The sequence below is a fragment of the Phycisphaeraceae bacterium genome (assembly GCA_019636555.1).
GTDB lineage: Bacteria > Planctomycetota > Phycisphaerae > Phycisphaerales > UBA1924 > JAFEBO01.
Window position 1 is genome coordinate 683,476 of sequence record JAHBXH010000001.1, and the last position, 17,032, is coordinate 700,507.

Here is a 17,032-nt window from a genome sequence, read left to right on the forward strand (position 1 = left end):
TCGTGTGTCCGCGCATCCTGCGTCAGATACTCTCTATCGACTCAGGACTCAGGACCAAGCACACAGGATTCTTCCTCAACTCCCGCACACTTCCGCAAACTTGAGCGCGAGGATTTCCGCCGAGCGCTCCGGCTCGCCGAGTCCCGTTTTCTGGCGCACATCCGCCTTCACGCACGCATCGAGCAGGTCCGCCGCCGAATTCGGATCAACCTTCCCCGCCGCGTGCAGGATGATCTCCTTGCTCGGCCCCCAGAGTTTCAGCGCTCCCGCCAGCGCAAAAGGATTGACGCCCGCGCGGATGCCGCGGGCCGCGCCGTGCAACTTGCGGGCAAGGTCGGTCATCGCCCAGAAGATCATGATCGTCGGTTGGCGCGAAACCTGGATGAGATCGCGCACGTGCGCCACCGCTTGCTGGGAGTCGCCCGAAACCAGCGTGGACTGAATTCCCCAGACCTCTTCTTCGCGCGACTTGCCCACAAACTGTGAAACCAGCTCCACCGAAATCACGCCGGGCTTGCTCCCGGCAACCGCGAGTTTCCCGAGTTCGCAGTCGATCCTTCCGAGTTCGCATCCGACGCGCTCGACCAGCGCCTGCGCGGCTTTGAGGTCGAGCTTCGCCGCGTGCCGCTTCTCAGCGCGCTTGATCGCCCAGTTCACCGCCGTCGCTTCTTCCACTTCGTCGCACTGCACGATCGTGCCGACCGCCGCGATCATCTCATCCAGCTTGCCCTTGTGCCACTTTGTCGCCCGCAGCACGAGCGTCGCGCCCTCGCTCGGCTCCTGCGTGTAGCGCTCGACCAGCGACCTTTTCTCTTCCTTCACAAACTGGTCGGCGTTATCGACAACCACCATCTTGTGCTGCTGCATCAGCCCGAAGCTGCGGCATTCGTCCAGCACATCCGCCAGATTCGCGTTCTGCCCGTCGAACGAGAGAATGTCCACCTCTCCGTGTTCGGTGATCAGTTTCTCCTTGAGCGCCTGCGTGTGCTCGCCCGCGATGAACGCATCGGCCCCGATCAGCAGCACGACGCGGCAGTCGGTGTCCAGCGGCCGGCGGGCCGCCGCAGTTGTCGCCTTCTTTGCCATCGCCGGCTAGCGTATCGCGCCGGGGCTGCGAAAACTATTGTCCATTGCTTGCGGCGAGCGAAACCGAGCCTTCCGGGCGGCGTCGAAGCAGGCAAGCCAGCAGGAAAGAGCCGCAGCCATCTCGAAGAAATCAGAAAGTCCCAAGGGCAAGCTCGCCGCGATCGTGCTCTCGCACGCCGTGGTGGACTTCTTTTCCGCGCTCGTCATCCCCCTCCTGAGCGTGCTCGAAGGCCGGGCGCACATGTCGCCCGGCGAAGGAGCCATGCTCGTCGCCGTCGGGTCGCTGTCCAGCGGCGTCATCCAGCCGGTCGTCGCGATCGTCGGCGACAAACGCGATACACGCGTGCTCGGAACCATCGGGCTTCTCGTCGCGGCGCTCGCGATCGGGCTGATCGGTTACGCCGACAGTTTCTGGAAGCTCGCGCTGCTCCAGATCATCGGTTCGGCCGGGATCGGCGCGTTCCACCCACCCGCCGCGGCGGTGATGGGGCACCTCGCAGGAAAGAAACGCGCGGTTGCCGTTTCTATTTTCTTCGCCGCCGGGATCCTCGGCGGTTCGATCGGTTCGATCACCGCGCCGCGCTGGGCGATGACGCTCGGCATCAAGACATTTATCTGGAGCCTTATTCCGGCCGCGCTTGTCGCGCTCATCCTTGCATGGGCCACGCACGGTTCGGCACACCGCCACGCCCACGCGCACACCACGCACCGCGCACTCCCGAAAAAGGAGCGCGCCGCACGATGGAGCGCCGTCTGGGTGCTCTACGCGGTGAACGCGATGCGCTTCACCGTCAACATGGCGATGGTGCAGCTGCTCGTCCGATGGAGCGAGCTCTACACGCTCGCGCGCCACGGCATCGAAGGACACATCACCCCCGAAATGAAGGCCGCGCTGCTCACACCCGAGTTGCGGCTCGCGTCCAGCGGCGTCAACGGTCCGCTCCAGGCCGCGATGGGACTCGGGATGGGAGTCTTTGGGCTGCTCGTCGGCTGGCTCGTCCCGCACAACCGCGCGCGCCTTGCGATGATCCTGACGCCGTGCGTCGGGGCGCTGGCCGTTGTCGCGCTGCCCCACATGAACATGATGTGGTCTGCCTTTCTCCTGAGCGTTCTGGTGGGGGGCGGATACGCGGGGACGATGCCGCTCTCGATTGCCGCGGCACAAAGACTTCTGCCCCACCGGACAACCCTCGCGTCGGGACTCATGATGGGCGGCGCGTGGTCGCTCGCCTTCGTCGGTCCGCCGGTCGCTCAGTGGATCTACGCCGGAACCGATGGAAGCCTTGTGACTGTGGGTGTCGTCTTTGCGGTCATGCTCGTCGTCTCCGGCCTCATCATTTTGCTGATTCCGCGGCGATTGCTCGATCAGGGCGAAGCGGTCATGCACGCCCAAGACGCCGTGGGGGTCCCCGATACAGCAGGTTTGGCGGCGGAGTGACCCGGCGACTTTGGGCAGGTATACTCGCGGCCCGGGATCGCCCGGTGGTCCGGCTCGCCTTCGGAGTCGGAAGGGAAAAGTTCGGGATTGTAGCTCAGCTGGCTAGAGCGCACCCCTGATAAGGGTGAGGTCGGTGGTTCGAGTCCACTCAGTCCCATTGAAGGTTGGACGTCCGCTTGGGCGTCGGATTTTCCGGACGAAAGGGGCGGCCCGCAAGGACGCCCCTGATTTGTTTGTGAGCGGTCGTTGGGACCGGTTCCAAAGCCGGTGGAGGAGCCGGAGCAAAGATTGATTGGCGACGCCGCCGGGTGTTCTTCCCGGAGGCCGAGGGAGTGCAACATGCGGATCGACGTCATCGGACGCAATCTGGAAATCACACAGGCGATCAAGGATCATGCGGAGTCGAAGGCCGCGAAGCTGCCGAAGTTCTACGACGGTGTTCAGTCGGTGAGGTTCACAATCGCCAAGATCGATCATCATCACAAGGGATCGTTCGATGTCGAACTCGTGGTCGACGTCGAGAAGCACGAAGACTTCGTGAGCCATTGCAAGTCGGAAGATGTGTATGGCGCCATCGACGAGGTCGTGCACAAGGGATCGCGCCAGCTCGCGGAGTTCAAGGAAAGGCTCAAGACCGAAAAGCGTTGAGGCCCGGTCCGATCCGGGCGCGGTCGGCCTGCGTGCGCGGCCGCCCACCCCTCCAGACGCGTCCAACCGGACCGGCCCGAGGAATCAGGAGTGTCGCGCGTGCTCAAGTTCGCACAACTTATCGCCCCGGGCGCGATTGTCCCGCAACTGCGCTCGACGCAGCGCGACGAGACAATCGCCGAACTGATTGATGCAATCGTCGCTTCGGGTGCCATCTCGCCCAAGATCCGCGACGAGCTCATGCTCAAGGTGCTCGAACGCGAGCGCAAGGGCTCGACCGGTTTCGGTCGCGGCGTCGCGGTCCCGCACGTCAAACACAAGAACATCACCAAAATGACCGCTGCCATCGGACTTTCCCAGCGCGGCATCGACTTCAACGCCCTCGACAAGCAGCCCGTGCACTCGGTCGTCTTGCTCGTCAGTCCCGAGGACAAACCCGAGGAACATCTCCAGGCGATGGAAGTCATCTTCAAGAATCTCTCGAAGGAAACCTTCCGGCGCATGCTCCGGCAATCGGGCAGCGTCGAAGACGTTCGCCAGCTTCTGACCGATGCCGACAACCAGCAGCTTCCGGCCTGACGGACACGGGTTTTCTTCGAGCCGCTTCCGGCGCTCACGCGATGCCAAAGGTCGAAATCCAAGTCGCGATCGTCAACCGCCTCGGGCTGCACGCCCGCCCGGCGATGACGTTTGTTGATCTTGCTTCGACCTTCGCGAGCGACATCACCGTGCGCAAGGACGATACCGAAGTCGACGGCAAGTCGATCATGCAGATGATGATGCTCGCCGCGGCACAGGGTTCGGTTCTGCATGTCGTCGCAACCGGCGACGACGCCGACGCCGCGATCGCGAAACTGAAGAAACTTGTCGAGAGCGGCTTCGACGAAGAGTGAGGCTCTAAAAAAGCCCGTTGCGTCGCCGCTAGTTTGCAGCCGGTGGCCACTCTTCGAGCGCCTTCTCGACCTCGACGACAAGCCTCGGTAATTCCGCGCGGATAACTCGCCAGATCGTTGGCAGATCGAGCGAGTACTACACGTGCACGAGAATGTGACGCATCCCCACGATCTTCTCCCATGGGATACCGGGCGCGCGTGCTCTTCCAAGTTCGCTGACTCTTGCCGCCGCCTCGCCGATTTCCTGCAGACAATCCTTCAATCCGCGAGCGAGCAAACGATCGGCAAAGATGTCTGCTTCCTCCTTGCCATCGGAGAACTCCAGAGCCTCGCGTGCCGCGAGAAGCATGTGCTCAAATCGAATCCGGTCGTCGCGCAGCGGGTCGGTCTTACGCGGCATAAAGCGTGCGAGCCTCCCGCATCACTTCGTCGCGAAACAGCGGCGACAAGAATCCCGGGGTCTTCAGATCAACAGTCCGGCCAAGAACGTGCTGCAACTCCATCTGCAGCCCGCCCAGATCCAGCAAGCTCGGCCGTTGATCGGGTCCAAATTCCACGAGTACATCGATGTCGCTGTCTGGTTGCTCGTCGCCGCGAAGCACGGAGCCAAACAGCGAAAGCCGAGACACTCCGTGACGGCGGCAAACATCCGCAATCCGCTCGATGGGAATGTTCGAGGAGAATGACATTATTGAATGATATCGCGTGAACTCGCAAACGCCTGCTCCGCCAGCGCAATCGCCCGACCCAGCGCTGCCGCCTTGTTCACGGTTTCCTGGTATTCCGGCTCCGCCTTCGAATCCGCCACGATTCCGCCCGCCGCCTGCAGGTGATACAGCCAGCCCTCCTCGTTCCTCGCATCGCACGGAATCACCATGGTGCGCAGCGCGAGCGCGATATCCATCTGGCCGTCGAGCCCGACGTATCCGATCCCGCCCCCGTACGGCCCGCGCCGGATCGGCTCGAGTTCATCGATGATCTGCATCGCCCGCACCTTCGGCGCGCCCGAGATCGTGCCCACCGGCAGTGCCGCGCGCAGCGCGTCCCAGCAATCAAGCCCCTCGCGCACTCTTCCCGTCACCGTGCTGCTGATGTGCATCACGTGGCTGTAGCGCTCGACGTCCATCACGGCGGGCAACTCGATCGTGCCCGGCTCAGCCACTCGCCCCACATCATTCCGGCCCAAGTCCACCAGCATGATGTGCTCGGCGCGCTCCTTCTGATCAGACAGCAAGTCAGCCTCGAGCGCCGCATCCTCTTCCGGCGTCTGCCCCCGCTTCCGTGTTCCCGCCAGCGGCCGATTCGTCACGACAAAACCTGATCGCGCGTCCTTCTTCTCTTCGTCTCTTCCTCTCTCCGTCTCTTCTCTTCTCACGCGGCACAGAATCTCCGGGCTGCTCGCCACCAGAATGCACGGCCCAGTCTGCATGTACACCATGTACGGGCTCGGGTTCACCGCGCGCAGCGCCCGGTACACATCAAACGGATCAGCCTTCGTCCGCTTCTCGAACCGCTGCCCGAGCACGACCTGGAAAATATCGCCGGCGCGGATGTATTCGAGCGCGCGATCGAGCATCTGCGCGTGCTGCTCGCGCGTCATGTTGCTCTTGAGCGCGGGCGCAGGCGCGTCCGCACCGACAACGCCCGCGGGCAAAGGCTTCGAATGTTTCTGAATCTCTTCGACGCGTCGCTCGAGCGCCGCCGTCGCGCGATCGAACGCGATCGCCGCTTCTTCATCCGGAGAAACGATCGCCAATTGGATCACGTGCACGAGTTTGTCCACGTGATCAAAGATCACCACGCCGTCATAAAACGAAAACGCCACATCCGGAAGATTCCGGTCATCCATCGGCGGCGTCGCCAGCTTCTCCGGCTCGGCATACCGCACCGCGTCGTAAGCCGCATAACCCACCCATCCCCCGAGAAACGCTTTGGGCAGCGTGTCGCGCCGCGACTTCGGCTCCGGAATCTCAAGCCGGATCGCCGCGCTTTGCTTCCGCACCCGATCCAGCGGATCATCCGAGGCGTAGTTTCCCTTGCCGGTGATCTGGTGCACCGGCCGGCTGGAGAGGATCGAGTACCTCCCTTGCCGATCGCCCCCCTCGACCGACTCGAGCAGAAATGACGGCGCCGTGCGCTCATCCGGCGCGACCAGCCGCCGGTACGCAAGCACAGGAGTCAATTGATCGGCGAGCAGACGGACCTGCAGCGGCACCGCGATCGAAAGGCCCGCCCGCCGCCGCGAAGTAGCAAATGCCGCGAACTCGTCGCGCGTGAGGTTCAGGCCCGAAATCAAGCTCTGCCCTGCCATGAGGGGCGATCGTACGCGGAACATAGACTGTTGAAAATGATCACAAAGCCAATCCAGTTTCTGATCGCGCTCGCCGCGGCACTCGCCCCGTCCTCCGCCCTGGCCCAGAGCGCTCAGCCCAAGTCCGCGCAGCCTCATCCCGCCACGGTCCGCATCCCCAATCCCACCGACCTCCCGATCGCAACCGCGACGCCCAACGCTCAGCGCGCCGCCATCGCGCTCGGCGAGCGCGTCCGCGCCGATCAGAAAAAAGCACAAGTCATCCCGACTCTCGTCATCGTCTCCGACGGACCATCGTTCCTCGATGCGATCAGCCGCTGGACTCCTGAAGCGCGCTTCCCCGTTTTGATCGATGACGGCAGCATCCTCGCCTCCGACAACATCGCGCGCTTCATCCGAGCCTTCCAGCCAACCGAAGTCGTGCGCTATCAAGTCCCAAAGTCGCCGGGCGGCTGGGAACCGGGCGCAGCCGCCGTTGAGCGCACGCTCGCCAAAGTCTGGAACGCCGAGTCCGCTGAAATCGAAAACCTCAAGAAAGCCTGGGCCGCAAAAGATCACGAGCCGCCCGGCATCGTCGTCGCCAACGAAAAAGACGCCGCGTGGCCCGCCGCCATCGCGCTCGCCGCCGCCCGCGGCCAGCCCATCATCTGGATCGACGACACCCAAGCCCCGCGAAATCTTCACATGTGGTGGGGGGCCGAGGAAGCGGGCGCGCTCGACAAATTCCTCGAAGACACCTGCGCCAAGTCCGGCCTTGCCTGGAGCGATCTCGGCGACACGCTCGACGCCGTCACGCTCTGCGGCTCATTCCCCAACATCATCCAGGTCTCGCCGCGCGACGTGCGCGCGCTCACCGATCGCATCGGTCGCCACCGCATCGACGGTCCGCAGCGCTGGGCGTGGTGCGGCCAGATCTTCGGCAACCCGTCCGAAGCCGCCTACCGCGCGATGTGTCCGCTCTTTCTTTCAAACGACGAAGTGTGGCTCTTCGATACCTACCACAAGAGCCCGCCGTGGAGCGACTACAGCCTCGCACAGTCAAAATCCGCGCTCTCCGCGGCATTCAAGTCCGACCTCACCGAATCTCCCGGCGCCGGAATCTCCAACTGGCGCGAAAAGACCCAACACCCGCTCAACGCCGGCCTGATCTTCGTCAATTCCAAGGGCAACGCCGATTTCTTCGAACTCGAAAGCGGCTACGGCTACTGCGGCGACGTGCCCTATCTGCTCCGCCCCGCCGCGCTCCACCTCATCCACTCATGGTCTTTGCAATCTCCCGGCTCGCGCGCCACCATCGGCGGGCGCTGGCTCGAGCGAGGCGTTTATCTCTACTACGGCTCGGTCAACGAGCCCACGCTCGCCGCGTTCACTCCCTGTCCGCAGGTCGCCGAGTTGCTCGCGAAAAACGCCGTCTTCTCCGGCGCCGCGCGCCGCGACATGGGCCCCGCGTGGAAGCTCACCGTCGTCGGCGATCCGCTCGCGACCGTCACGCCCGGCGCGATCGGCCCGAGATCAACGACGCCGCTCGCGCTGGAAGGCGCAAAGAACCCGAAAGCCGATGCCGCCGATCTCGTCCGCAAAGGAGACTTTGCCGGCGCGATCCGCGCCTTCGTCCTCGCGGGCGATGAAGAAATGGCGATCAAGTTCGCCTCCGCGCTCCTGCGTGATCGCCCCGCCGCGATCAATCTCGCCGTCGCCAAAGCCGCCGTTCCTCCGCTCGTTCGCGCCGGACGCACGGCCGACGCCGTCGGTTTCTTCAAGGCGTTCAACCTAAAACCCGACGACAAGTCCACCGACGCCCAGATGCTCCGCGACTATCTCTGGGAAGCATGCTCGATCTCGCTGCGCTCACGGATCAGCCCGCCAGAAGCCGGCACGCTCGACCTGCTCCGCCAGAATCTCCGCCCCGAGCAGCTCGACGACGATCTCATCGAACTGGGCCGCGCCTGGGCGCAGGTCTTCGATTTCGCTTCGGCAAACAGCATGATCGAGTCCGTCGCCGCGCAGCAGACCGAGCCGCATCTCAAAAAGAAAGCCCAGCGCGCGATCGAAGAGATGCGCAAGGGCCGACGCTAAGTGGCACCGCCCTTCCGGGCGGTGTGTCTTCAAGTCGGCAACCCCGGACGCGATACTGCCTCCGAACCGGGGCTCACGTCTTCTCTCAATATTCCATCGGCGTCTGAGATCGATCTTGGTCATCCTCGATCCGCAGCGGCCTTGTGAGCACCGAAGCAGCGCCCACCAGAATCATGACGCCCATCCAGATCGCCGCGATATTCACACGATCACCGATCGCCGCGTACGCCGGACCCGCTCCGCTTTGCCACGCCTCCCAAACTCGCCACATCGCAATGCCGAAGAACGCGAGCACCCCGATGCCAACGGCCAGTGTCGCGAGCCGCAACATGACACGGCTGCTCTCGCACTTCGATTTGCCGTTGAGCGTGGAGGCGTACAGCACCGGCAGCAGCCAGAACATCGTGCCGCACCCGCCCCCCGAAGACGGACCGCGTGTCGCTCCAAGGAAGACCGTGCAGAAGATTGTCAACCCGATCATGATCGGGAATCCGATCAGCGGCCACGCCGGGTGAACCCGCGCCGCCGCGGGGATTCTGAGCACACCAAACGCGAGCGGTCCGGCGAACAGCGGCAGAAAGATCCCGAAGCCGAATTTCGTCGCGCCGGCGATCACCAGCACGCCGACCGAAATGAGAGTGATAGTCAGCGCGATGAAGAGTGAAATGCCAAACGGCACACGCCCGCCCTCGCCGGAGCACAGATTGCCGCTGCAAAGCATGCAACCCCCCTTTGCTGACGCCGCAAAATGCTAGCGCCACTCTTACGAGTGCACGCATCACCGCCTTCGGTATCATGCCGCGATGCCGAATACATCGCGGAAATCAGCCCGCCGCGCCATCTCCGACGCCGCGATCGCCAAGGCCACCGGTCACGATTCCAAGCACTGGTTCAAAGTGCTCGACAAGTTCGATGTCAAGAAAAAAGGCCACAAGGCCGCGGCAGAACACCTCTACGACAATCACAAGATTCCTGGCTGGTGGTGCCAAATGGTCGTCGTCGAATATGAACGCGCCCGGGGTCTTCGCAAAGTAAATCAAAAGGCCGACGGCTTCTCCGCGAGCATCTCCCGCACGTTCGAATGCTCCGCCGCCGACATCATCAACGCGTGGTCGAAGCCCTCGCTCAAAAAGAAGTGGCTCGGTGACGACATCGTCGTCCACAAGGTCTCGCCCCCAAAGAGCATCCGCGCCACCTGGAACGGCGACGCGAAGATCCAGGAACCGGGAACCAAGTCGATCAGTGTCTGGCTCACCGAAAAGAAATCCAAAGACGGCACTGTCAAGTGTCAGATGGGCCTGCAGCACGAGAAGCTCGGCACCGCGGCCAAGGTCGCGAAAGCAAAGGAGTGGTGGGGCGACCGAGTTCGCCGCTTCTCGAGAATTGCAGATTCCGGTTCCCGATAACCCAGCGAGAAAATACATCTTGACATATATCTCGGAAAAGGTATAATTGCATATGGGAGGTCGAATACACCGACGAATTCGGCGAGTGGTGGGCGTCACTGTCCGAAGAAGAACAGGAGTCGCTTGCCCACGACATCGAACTTCTCGAGCAGCTCGGTCCGGGGCTCGGACGCCCCAAGGCCGACACCGTCAAGGGTTCGAGGTTCAGCAACATGAAGGAACTTCGCACGCAGCACGCCGGCCGTCCGTACAGAACTTTGTTCGCGTTCGATCCGCGCCGCTGCGCGATCCTGCTGATCGGGGGCTGCAAGCAGGGAGAAGACCGTTTCTATGAGCAATTCATTCCGGAGGCCGACCGGCTGTACGGAGAACATCTTGAGCAGTTGAAGAGGGAAGGGCTGTTGTAATGGCGCGCAAGTGGAAAGATCTCAAGGCGAAAATGAGCCGCGCGACCCGCGAGCGCGTCGATGCGCGCGTGAAGCAATCGCTCGAAAGCATGCCCCTTGCCGAAATCCGAAAAGCCATCGGAATGACCCAAGCCGAGCTGGCGGAAAAACTGGACAACGGCCAGGGCAATGTCTCCAAGCTGGAGAATTCCGCCGACATGTACCTCACCACGCTTCGCAAATACATCGAAGCACTCGGCGGCGAGTTGCACCTGACAGCCACGTTTTCCGGCGGCAGAAAGTTCGAAATCGATCAGGTCTCGGCGCTCGGCGATTCCGAAAGAAAAGCTGGATAGCGACGAGAAGTCGCGCCGCTTGAACATCCGTGCGTCATGTGCTCCGAGCGCCGCTCCACTCACTCCAGGTACGTATACCCCTCCATCCCCTGATCATAAAACTTGAGCAGGCTCTGCCCTTCCGACACCGCCAGCGTCCCCGCTTTCACAGCGCGCTCCACGTCCCGCCTCATCGCCTTGATCAGATCCTCATGGTCGTACTGCACATACGCGAGCACTTCTTTCACCGTGTCGCCCTCGACCACCTCATCAAGGTCCCAGTCGCCCACGCCCGGCGAATCGTCGAAGCTCACGTGCACCACGTGCGTGTCGCCGTACAGGTTGTGCAGATCTCCCAGCACCTCCTGATACGCGCCGAGCAGGAACATGCCAAGGTAATACGGCTGCGGCTTGTGATCGCCGTTGTTGTAGTTGAGATCGTGCAACTCCAGCACCGGCTTGCTCAGCGTTCTCTTGTCGCAGAACTTGTCCACCTGCCCGTCCGAATCGCAGGTGATGTCCGCGATGATCGCCCGGCGCAGCGGCTCCTCGTTCAGCCGGTGGATCGGACAGATCGGGAACAACTGGTCGATCGCCCAGTGATCCGGCAGGCTCTGGAACACGCTGAAGTTCACGTAATAGATGTCACTCAACACCTGCGGCAGATCAATGAGATCGTCCGGCAACTCTCCCTTCGCCGTCGCCAGCGCCAGAATCTTCCTTCCGATCGCCCAGAACATGCGCTCCGCGCTCGCCCGCATCTTCAGCGACATGTACCCCAGGTTGAACAGACTCATCGCTTCGTCACGCGCCTGCACCGCGTCGTGATACGCCTCGACCAGGTTCACCTTCGGCTGCGCCAGCGACTCAAACGCATCCACCAGTTCGATCACCGGCTGCGGCTTCTGCTTTTCCTCGCGCATCAGCTTCTTGAGCGCCGGCATGTCCGGATCGCTCGGGAAATTGGTCTTGCCCAGAACGTCCACGATCAGCAGCGATGAATGAGCGACCATCGCGCGACCCGATTCCGACAGAATCCGCGGGTGGGGCAGTTCCGCCGCGTCGCACACGCTCTTGATTCGATACACGATGTCCGCGGCATATTCCGCCACGCTGTAGTTCACGCTCGAAAGGCTGTCCGACTGGCTCCCGTCGTAATCAATCCCCATCCCCCCGCCCACGTCGATCGTGTCCAGCCCCGCGCCGAGTTTCTTGAGCTCCACATAGATGTGCGCAAGCTCGTTCACCGCCGCCTTGATGTTGCGGATATCGCCGACCTGACTCCCGATGTGGAAGTGGATCATGTTCAGGCAATCCGCCATGTCGTGCTTCTTCAGGAACTCGAGCGAGTGCAGCAGCTCCGACACGGTCAGGCCGAACTTCGAGCGCATGCCGCCGGAAGACTCCCAGCGCCCGCTCCCCTGCGCGCTCGGCTTGGCGCGCACGCCGATCTTCGGGCGCACGCCGTACCGCTTCGCGTGCTTCACGATGAGCTCGAGATCGGTTATGCGCTCGACGACGGGGATGATGTGGCGCCCGAGCTTGGTGGCCAGGATCACTGTTTCGATGAACTCGCTGTCCTTGAACCCGTTGCACACGATCGGCATCTGAGGCAGGTTCTCGGTCAGCCCGAGCACCGCCAGCAATTCCGGTTTGCTTCCGGCCTCAAGACCGAACCCGAGCTGTGCGCCAAGATCGCGCACTTCCTCACAAAGCTGGCGCTGCTGATTCACCTTGATCGGAAAGATGCAGCTGTACACGCCCGTGTACTGATGCTCCTTGATCGCGTTGTCGAACGCCCCGCGGATCTCCTGCAGCCGGTGCTTGAGCAGGTCGCGCATCCGGATGATCACCGGCGTCCCGATTTCGCGCTCGCGCAGCCCCTCGATCACCTCGTGCAGATCGATCTGCCGCTTGGGGTCGCGCTCCGGCATCACGAACAGATGCCCCTCGGCGTTGACCCCGAAGTAGCCGTCGCCCCAGTTGCGGATCCCGTAGATCTTTTCCGCGTCCTCGATCGTCCACGGACGCTTCGCGGCCTGCTGTTCCGTCTCCATCCCCGGCACTCCGACCTTCACCGAAGTGAGATTCGCGCCGCTCGCCGTCGTCACCGTTGCCATCTGCTTCTCTGCCGCGCTTCCGCGGCTCCCCGTGTTCGATTCGTCCCGCTTGCCGCGGATCCGTCGAACCTGTGCGAAATGAAATCCCGACGCGTCCGTCTCCGTACCGATGGAACTCTCCATCCCCGATGCGCTCCGCGCACCGGCTTGCTCCACACAACCGAGTCAAACACACTCTTTGGGAAGCACATCCGTGCGCTTCCGGCGTCTCCGCCGCGGCATCCAACTCGCGCCGCTACAAAAAGATAGCGTGCCTGCGCTGTCAATGCGAGAGCAATCCGAAATCGCACCGCCAATTCTCTATGCGCTCGCCGCGCGCCTGTCTCGTCAGCTCCGGGCATGAAACAGATGCCGGCAGTGGTGCTGCTCCGATCGTCTTCACGCTCATCCGCCTTTGCAACTCCGGTGCCGTCGCAGCCTCCACGACGGCGATCTCACCCGATTCTGGTCTGAATACCCGACAACTTTCCATGCGCCAGTTGGTCCATGCCGCGCCCAGTTTCCGCTCGGACCGATCGCGCAGTTGCCGGTTTGGAGAGCCAAAGCAGTCCGTCCCAAGTCTCGATCTCGCTACTCCGCGACTTTTTTCTTTTCGCCGCTCCCCAAAGCACTTACCGCCGAGTTGGTGCCCCCTCACCGACAGGATTTGCAGGCCAAACGCGCTCCCTCGCCCCTCATTAGAGATGCCTCGCACAAACCGCGAATGTCGGAGTCCACCCATGCACCCCATCCATCCCATGTTCGCGCAGGTCTTTGACGAGTTTTTCGTCCGCGGCACCCACATCGACCGGATCGCCGCAATCCACGAACTCTCTTTCCGCGAAGTCACCGACATCCTCAGCTGCGAGGCCGGCCTCGAGGCCATGCACGCAGCCATCCGTGTCGAGCGCCTCCGCTACGAGATGGATTCGCTCATCAGCCGCCGCCGCGCGCTCAACGCACTCGACTGCCTCATCTCCCGACCCGACAACTCGGTCCGCACCTGCGAATCACGCCGCCGCGCCGCCGACGCGATCCTTCGAAACACCAAGTCAAGCGGAAAGGCTTCCCAAGTGCCGCGCTCGGATCGCGACCGCGAGGAGCCCAAGCAAGCGACGCCCACACCGAGACCGCCCTCACCACAGCCGCAGGCCGCTCGTTCCAGTCCCGATCAACACGTCGCCCCGCAATCGGATTCCGTTCCCGAGTCGGAATCCAAATCGCAAGTCCCGATCACTGCAACGGTGCGATCGATCGCTCCCGCCGCACAACCTCTATCGCGAGCGCAATCTGATCGCGCCGTTCCAGGGTCGCGCAAGCTCCCCATCGAAACACGCTCTCATGCACGCCCCGAATCTGCCCCTGTTCACCCATCGTCCGCGGCCTGCGAACCGCTCGGGCGACACTTCCTAACGCGGGTAGACTCGATCGACCAACGGAGGCACACATGCTTCGAACCATTCTGCTGTCCGCGTTGCTCCTCCTCGCCCCGCTTAGTCGCGCTGCCGATCCGCTTCCATCGTGGAACGACACCGAGCCGAAAAAAGCGATCATCGCCTTCGTCGAGAAAGTCACCAAGGAGGGCTCGCCCCAATTCATCAAGCCCGAAGAACGCATCGCCACCTTCGATAACGACGGCACGCTCTGGTGCGAAAAGCCCAACTATGTGCAGGCAGTCTTCGCGCTCGACCGTGTCAAAGAACTCGCCCCACAGCATCCCGAGTGGAACGAAAAGGAGCCCTTCAAGTCGATTCTCTCGAACAACCTCAAGGCGGCGCTCGCGGGCGGTGAAAAAGCCCTGGTCGAACTGGTCATGGCGACACACGCCGGCACCACAACCGCCGAGTTCGAGCAGATTGTGAAAGACTGGATCGCCAAGTCCGAGCATCCGCGTTTCAAGCAGCCCTACACCAAGTGCATCTATCAGCCCATGCTGGAGCTGATGCACTACTTGCGCGACAACGGCTTCCAGGCCTACATCGTCTCCGGCGGCGGCGTCGAATTCATGCGTCCCTGGACCGAGCAGACATACGGGATTCCGCCTCAGAAAGTCGTCGGCAGCAGCATCAAGACCAAGTACGAAATGAAAGATGGCAAGCCCGTGCTCGAACGTCTTCCCGAGATCGATTTCATCGACGACGGGCCCGGAAAGCCCGCCGGTATCAACTCGCGCATCGGCCGGCGACCGCTCATGGCCTTCGGCAATTCCGACGGCGATCGCGAGATGCTCGAATGGACCACCATGAACGGCGGACCCCGCTTCGGCCTCATCGTTCACCACACCGACGCCGTGCGCGAGTACGCCTACGACCGCGATTCATCGGTGGGCAGACTCGACAAAGCGCTCGACGAAGCACCCACCCGCGGCTGGATCGTCGTCAGCATGAAAGATGACTGGAAGCAGATCTTCCAGTTCGAGAAGCCCGGCGCTCCAAAGTGAAACCGATTGAGCGCCGGGATCGTCGCGCCCGTGCTTTGTGAAGAAACGCGCGACGCGCTCCCGTGCGAACCTTTCTTCACACACGCATCGGACTTCGCCTGTACTATCCGCCCTGCGCGGCCTCAGCGTCACCACGGTCACATTCCTCAAGGAGAGCGAAAAATGTACACCAAGCACGCATCGGCACTTCTGATTTCAATCGTCGGTGCCGCGGCATCCGCCCAGTTCGCGCCGATCCCGCAGAGTCTCGTGACCCCCGACAAGGTCGAGACAAGCATCGGCACCTTCGAGTTCAAGGACGGCATTCCGAGCAAGTCGTCCGCCGACTCCGCGTACGACGCGCTCGATCGCTCCCACGCAGTGCGTGCCTTCCTCGACACCATGTGCGGTGTCAGCATCCAGGCGGCCGCCAAGGGATTGAGAGACGCAGGGGTCAAAGACAACGAAGTGATGATCTTCTCCGACCTGATGGATTCGCACTCGCTCTTTTTGACCGCCAACGCCGACACCGTGTACGCAATGGGGGTGCTCGACCTCTCCAAGGGTCCGATGGTGCTGGAAGTTCCGCCGCGTTTTCTCGGAACGATCGACGATCACTGGTTCCGCTGGGTGACCGACATCGGCTTACCGGGCGGCGACCGGGGTGAAGGCGGCAAGTACGTCATCGTGCCGCCGGGGTACGAGGACGATCTGCCCGACGGCGGCTTCTTCGTCGCCCACGCGAAGACCAACAAAGTTCTCTGGTTCGGCCGCTCATTCCTCGAGAACAAGTCCGATCCGAAAGCTCCCGCCGACACGATCCGCAAATTCACAAAGGTCTATCCCTATCGGGCCGGCGGCGTCGGTACACCCATCGCCCAGTTCCTCGCCGGCAAAGCGCCCCTTTCGCGACCCGACCAGCCGCCCGAGACCGTCTTCCACGAAGGCAGCGGCAAGACCATGAACACGGTGCCGCCGACCGACTACACCTTCTTCGAGGTTCTGAATGAGGTGGTCCAGGAAGAACCCGCGACATCGCTCGACGCCGAGCTCATGGGGCCTCTCGCGGCAGTCGGCATCGTGAAAGGCAAGCCCTTCGCGCCCGACGCGCGCATGAAGAAAATCCTGAACGAGGCCGCCGCGCAGGCCAACGCCATGTCGCGCACTCTTTTCATGGACCCGCGCGATCCGACCTGGTTCTACTACCCGAATTCTTCCTGGTTCAATTACCTCTTCGAGACCGGCTACCAGTTCGAGACGCCCATCCCGCGCATCACCCGCGAAGGCATCAAGATCACGCCCCCGACGGGTTACCGCACGCTCAACGCCCGCACCAATTTCTTCTACGGCGTCACCGGCATCACGCCCGCGATGGCGATGACGCTGACGGGCATCGGTTCGCAGTACCTGCTCGCGACCAAGGACGCGAACAAACAGTTTTTCGACGGCAGCAAGACGTACAAAGTGACATTGCCCAAGGGGATCCCCGAGGCAAACTTCTGGTCGTTCACGCTCTACGACAACATGTCGCGTTCGATGCTTCAGACGCCGCAGAAATACCCGCGCGCCGGAAGCCAGAATTATCCGAGTCCCGCGGCAGAACCCGCCGCCGATGGCTCGACCACCGTCTACTTCTCGCCGTCGCAGCCCGAAGGCGTCAAGCGCGGCAACTGGATCCAGACCGATCCCGCCAAGGGGTGGTTCGTCATCCTCCGCCTCTACAGCCCGCTCGAACCGTTTTTCGACAAGTCGTGGCGCCCAAGCGAAATCGAACTGGTGAAGTAACCCCGAGTGAATTCGCTCGCCGATCGTCCGTCTTTCGATTTGATTGTTCTTCATTCGCGTTGGGTCCAGCGCGGCTTCCCCGTTTTTCTCCGTGCTTCTCGTGGTTCTCCGTGTTTGATCTCACCCGCTCTTTCTTTTCCACATCGCCGG

At 62.4% G+C, this 17,032-nt stretch carries 17 protein-coding genes and 1 tRNA gene; 11 read left to right on the plus strand and 7 right to left on the minus strand.

All coding sequences use genetic code 11. From position 1 onward, the window contains the following. Positions 1-75: 75 nt before the first annotated feature. Complete coding sequence (gene holA / locus KF691_02850) at positions 76-1,086, minus strand: DNA polymerase III subunit delta (protein MBX3388377.1); 1,011 nt, start codon at positions 1,084-1,086, stop codon at positions 76-78. Between the two features lie 37 nt (positions 1,087-1,123). Between holA and KF691_02855 the strand changes: the two genes are divergently transcribed. The 5 genes from KF691_02855 (at position 1,124) to KF691_02875 (ending at position 4,065) form a co-directional block, all read left to right on the plus strand. Then, positions 1,124-2,524, plus strand: a complete 1,401-nt coding sequence (locus KF691_02855; GenBank protein ID MBX3388378.1) for an MFS transporter — start codon at positions 1,124-1,126, stop codon at positions 2,522-2,524. Positions 2,525-2,607: 83 nt separating this feature from the next. Next, positions 2,608-2,681 (plus strand) — tRNA-Ile (locus KF691_02860). A gap of 182 nt (positions 2,682-2,863) precedes the next feature. Further along, entirely contained in the window at positions 2,864-3,172 is a 309-nt protein-coding gene (gene raiA, locus KF691_02865; GenBank protein ID MBX3388379.1) for a ribosome-associated translation inhibitor RaiA, read from the plus strand. 99 nt (positions 3,173-3,271) lie between these two features. Then, positions 3,272-3,751 (plus strand): PTS sugar transporter subunit IIA, encoded by a 480-nt coding sequence (locus tag KF691_02870; GenBank protein MBX3388380.1) that lies wholly within the window; start codon positions 3,272-3,274, stop codon positions 3,749-3,751. A gap of 41 nt (positions 3,752-3,792) precedes the next feature. Then, a complete protein-coding gene (locus KF691_02875; protein MBX3388381.1) occupies positions 3,793-4,065 on the plus strand; it encodes an HPr family phosphocarrier protein in 273 nt (90 codons plus the stop codon). Between the two features lie 136 nt (positions 4,066-4,201). On the opposite strand, the gene KF691_02880 is transcribed toward KF691_02875, so the two are convergent. Genes KF691_02880 through trpE form a run of 3 tightly spaced genes read right to left on the minus strand, consistent with a single transcriptional unit; the run spans position 4,202 to position 6,376 of the window. Continuing rightward, positions 4,202-4,465 carry a DUF86 domain-containing protein gene (locus tag KF691_02880; GenBank protein MBX3388382.1) on the minus strand — a complete coding sequence of 88 codons (264 nt, stop codon included), beginning with the start codon at positions 4,463-4,465 and terminating at the stop codon, positions 4,202-4,204. After that, the gene (locus KF691_02885) at positions 4,455-4,754 is read right to left on the minus strand and encodes a nucleotidyltransferase family protein (GenBank protein ID MBX3388383.1); all 300 of its coding nucleotides are present in this window, start codon (positions 4,752-4,754) and stop codon (positions 4,455-4,457) included. The genes KF691_02880 and KF691_02885 overlap by 11 nt, the downstream gene beginning before the upstream one ends. Further along, positions 4,754-6,376 (minus strand): anthranilate synthase component I, encoded by a 1,623-nt coding sequence (trpE, locus tag KF691_02890; GenBank protein MBX3388384.1) that lies wholly within the window; start codon positions 6,374-6,376, stop codon positions 4,754-4,756. Before trpE ends, KF691_02885 begins: the two co-directional genes overlap by 1 nt. Positions 6,377-6,412: 36 nt before the next feature. Between trpE and KF691_02895 the strand changes: the two genes are divergently transcribed. Continuing rightward, the gene (locus KF691_02895; GenBank protein ID MBX3388385.1) at positions 6,413-8,452 is read left to right on the plus strand and encodes a hypothetical protein; all 2,040 of its coding nucleotides are present in this window, start codon (positions 6,413-6,415) and stop codon (positions 8,450-8,452) included. 85 nt (positions 8,453-8,537) lie between these two features. Here KF691_02895 and KF691_02900 read toward each other — a convergent pair whose 3' ends face one another. Next, positions 8,538-9,173 carry a hypothetical protein gene (locus KF691_02900; GenBank protein ID MBX3388386.1) on the minus strand — a complete coding sequence of 212 codons (636 nt, stop codon included), beginning with the start codon at positions 9,171-9,173 and terminating at the stop codon, positions 8,538-8,540. A gap of 82 nt (positions 9,174-9,255) precedes the next feature. Here KF691_02900 and KF691_02905 point away from each other — a divergent pair, with 82 nt between their 5' ends. From KF691_02905 to KF691_02915, 3 genes are read left to right on the plus strand one after another with little or no spacing between them, the layout of a single operon-like run. After that, entirely contained in the window at positions 9,256-9,858 is a 603-nt protein-coding gene (locus tag KF691_02905; protein ID MBX3388387.1) for a hypothetical protein, read from the plus strand. Positions 9,859-9,908: 50 nt separating this feature from the next. Further along, positions 9,909-10,265 carry a type II toxin-antitoxin system RelE/ParE family toxin gene (locus tag KF691_02910; GenBank protein MBX3388388.1) on the plus strand — a complete coding sequence of 119 codons (357 nt, stop codon included), beginning with the start codon at positions 9,909-9,911 and terminating at the stop codon, positions 10,263-10,265. Further along, entirely contained in the window at positions 10,265-10,600 is a 336-nt protein-coding gene (locus KF691_02915) for a helix-turn-helix transcriptional regulator (GenBank protein ID MBX3388389.1), read from the plus strand. Before KF691_02910 ends, KF691_02915 begins: the two co-directional genes overlap by 1 nt. 59 nt (positions 10,601-10,659) lie before the next feature. Here KF691_02915 and speA read toward each other — a convergent pair whose 3' ends face one another. Beyond that, positions 10,660-12,822 carry a biosynthetic arginine decarboxylase gene (gene speA, locus KF691_02920; GenBank protein MBX3388390.1) on the minus strand — a complete coding sequence of 721 codons (2,163 nt, stop codon included), beginning with the start codon at positions 12,820-12,822 and terminating at the stop codon, positions 10,660-10,662. 554 nt (positions 12,823-13,376) lie between these two features. Further along, complete coding sequence (locus tag KF691_02925; GenBank protein ID MBX3388391.1) at positions 13,377-13,568, minus strand: hypothetical protein; 192 nt, start codon at positions 13,566-13,568, stop codon at positions 13,377-13,379. Positions 13,569-14,125: 557 nt separating this feature from the next. Between KF691_02925 and KF691_02930 the strand changes: the two genes are divergently transcribed. Continuing rightward, complete coding sequence (locus KF691_02930; GenBank protein ID MBX3388392.1) at positions 14,126-15,118, plus strand: haloacid dehalogenase-like hydrolase; 993 nt, start codon at positions 14,126-14,128, stop codon at positions 15,116-15,118. Between the two features lie 162 nt (positions 15,119-15,280). Continuing rightward, the gene (locus tag KF691_02935; protein MBX3388393.1) at positions 15,281-16,882 is read left to right on the plus strand and encodes a DUF1254 domain-containing protein; all 1,602 of its coding nucleotides are present in this window, start codon (positions 15,281-15,283) and stop codon (positions 16,880-16,882) included. Positions 16,883-17,032: the final 150 nt, after the last annotated feature.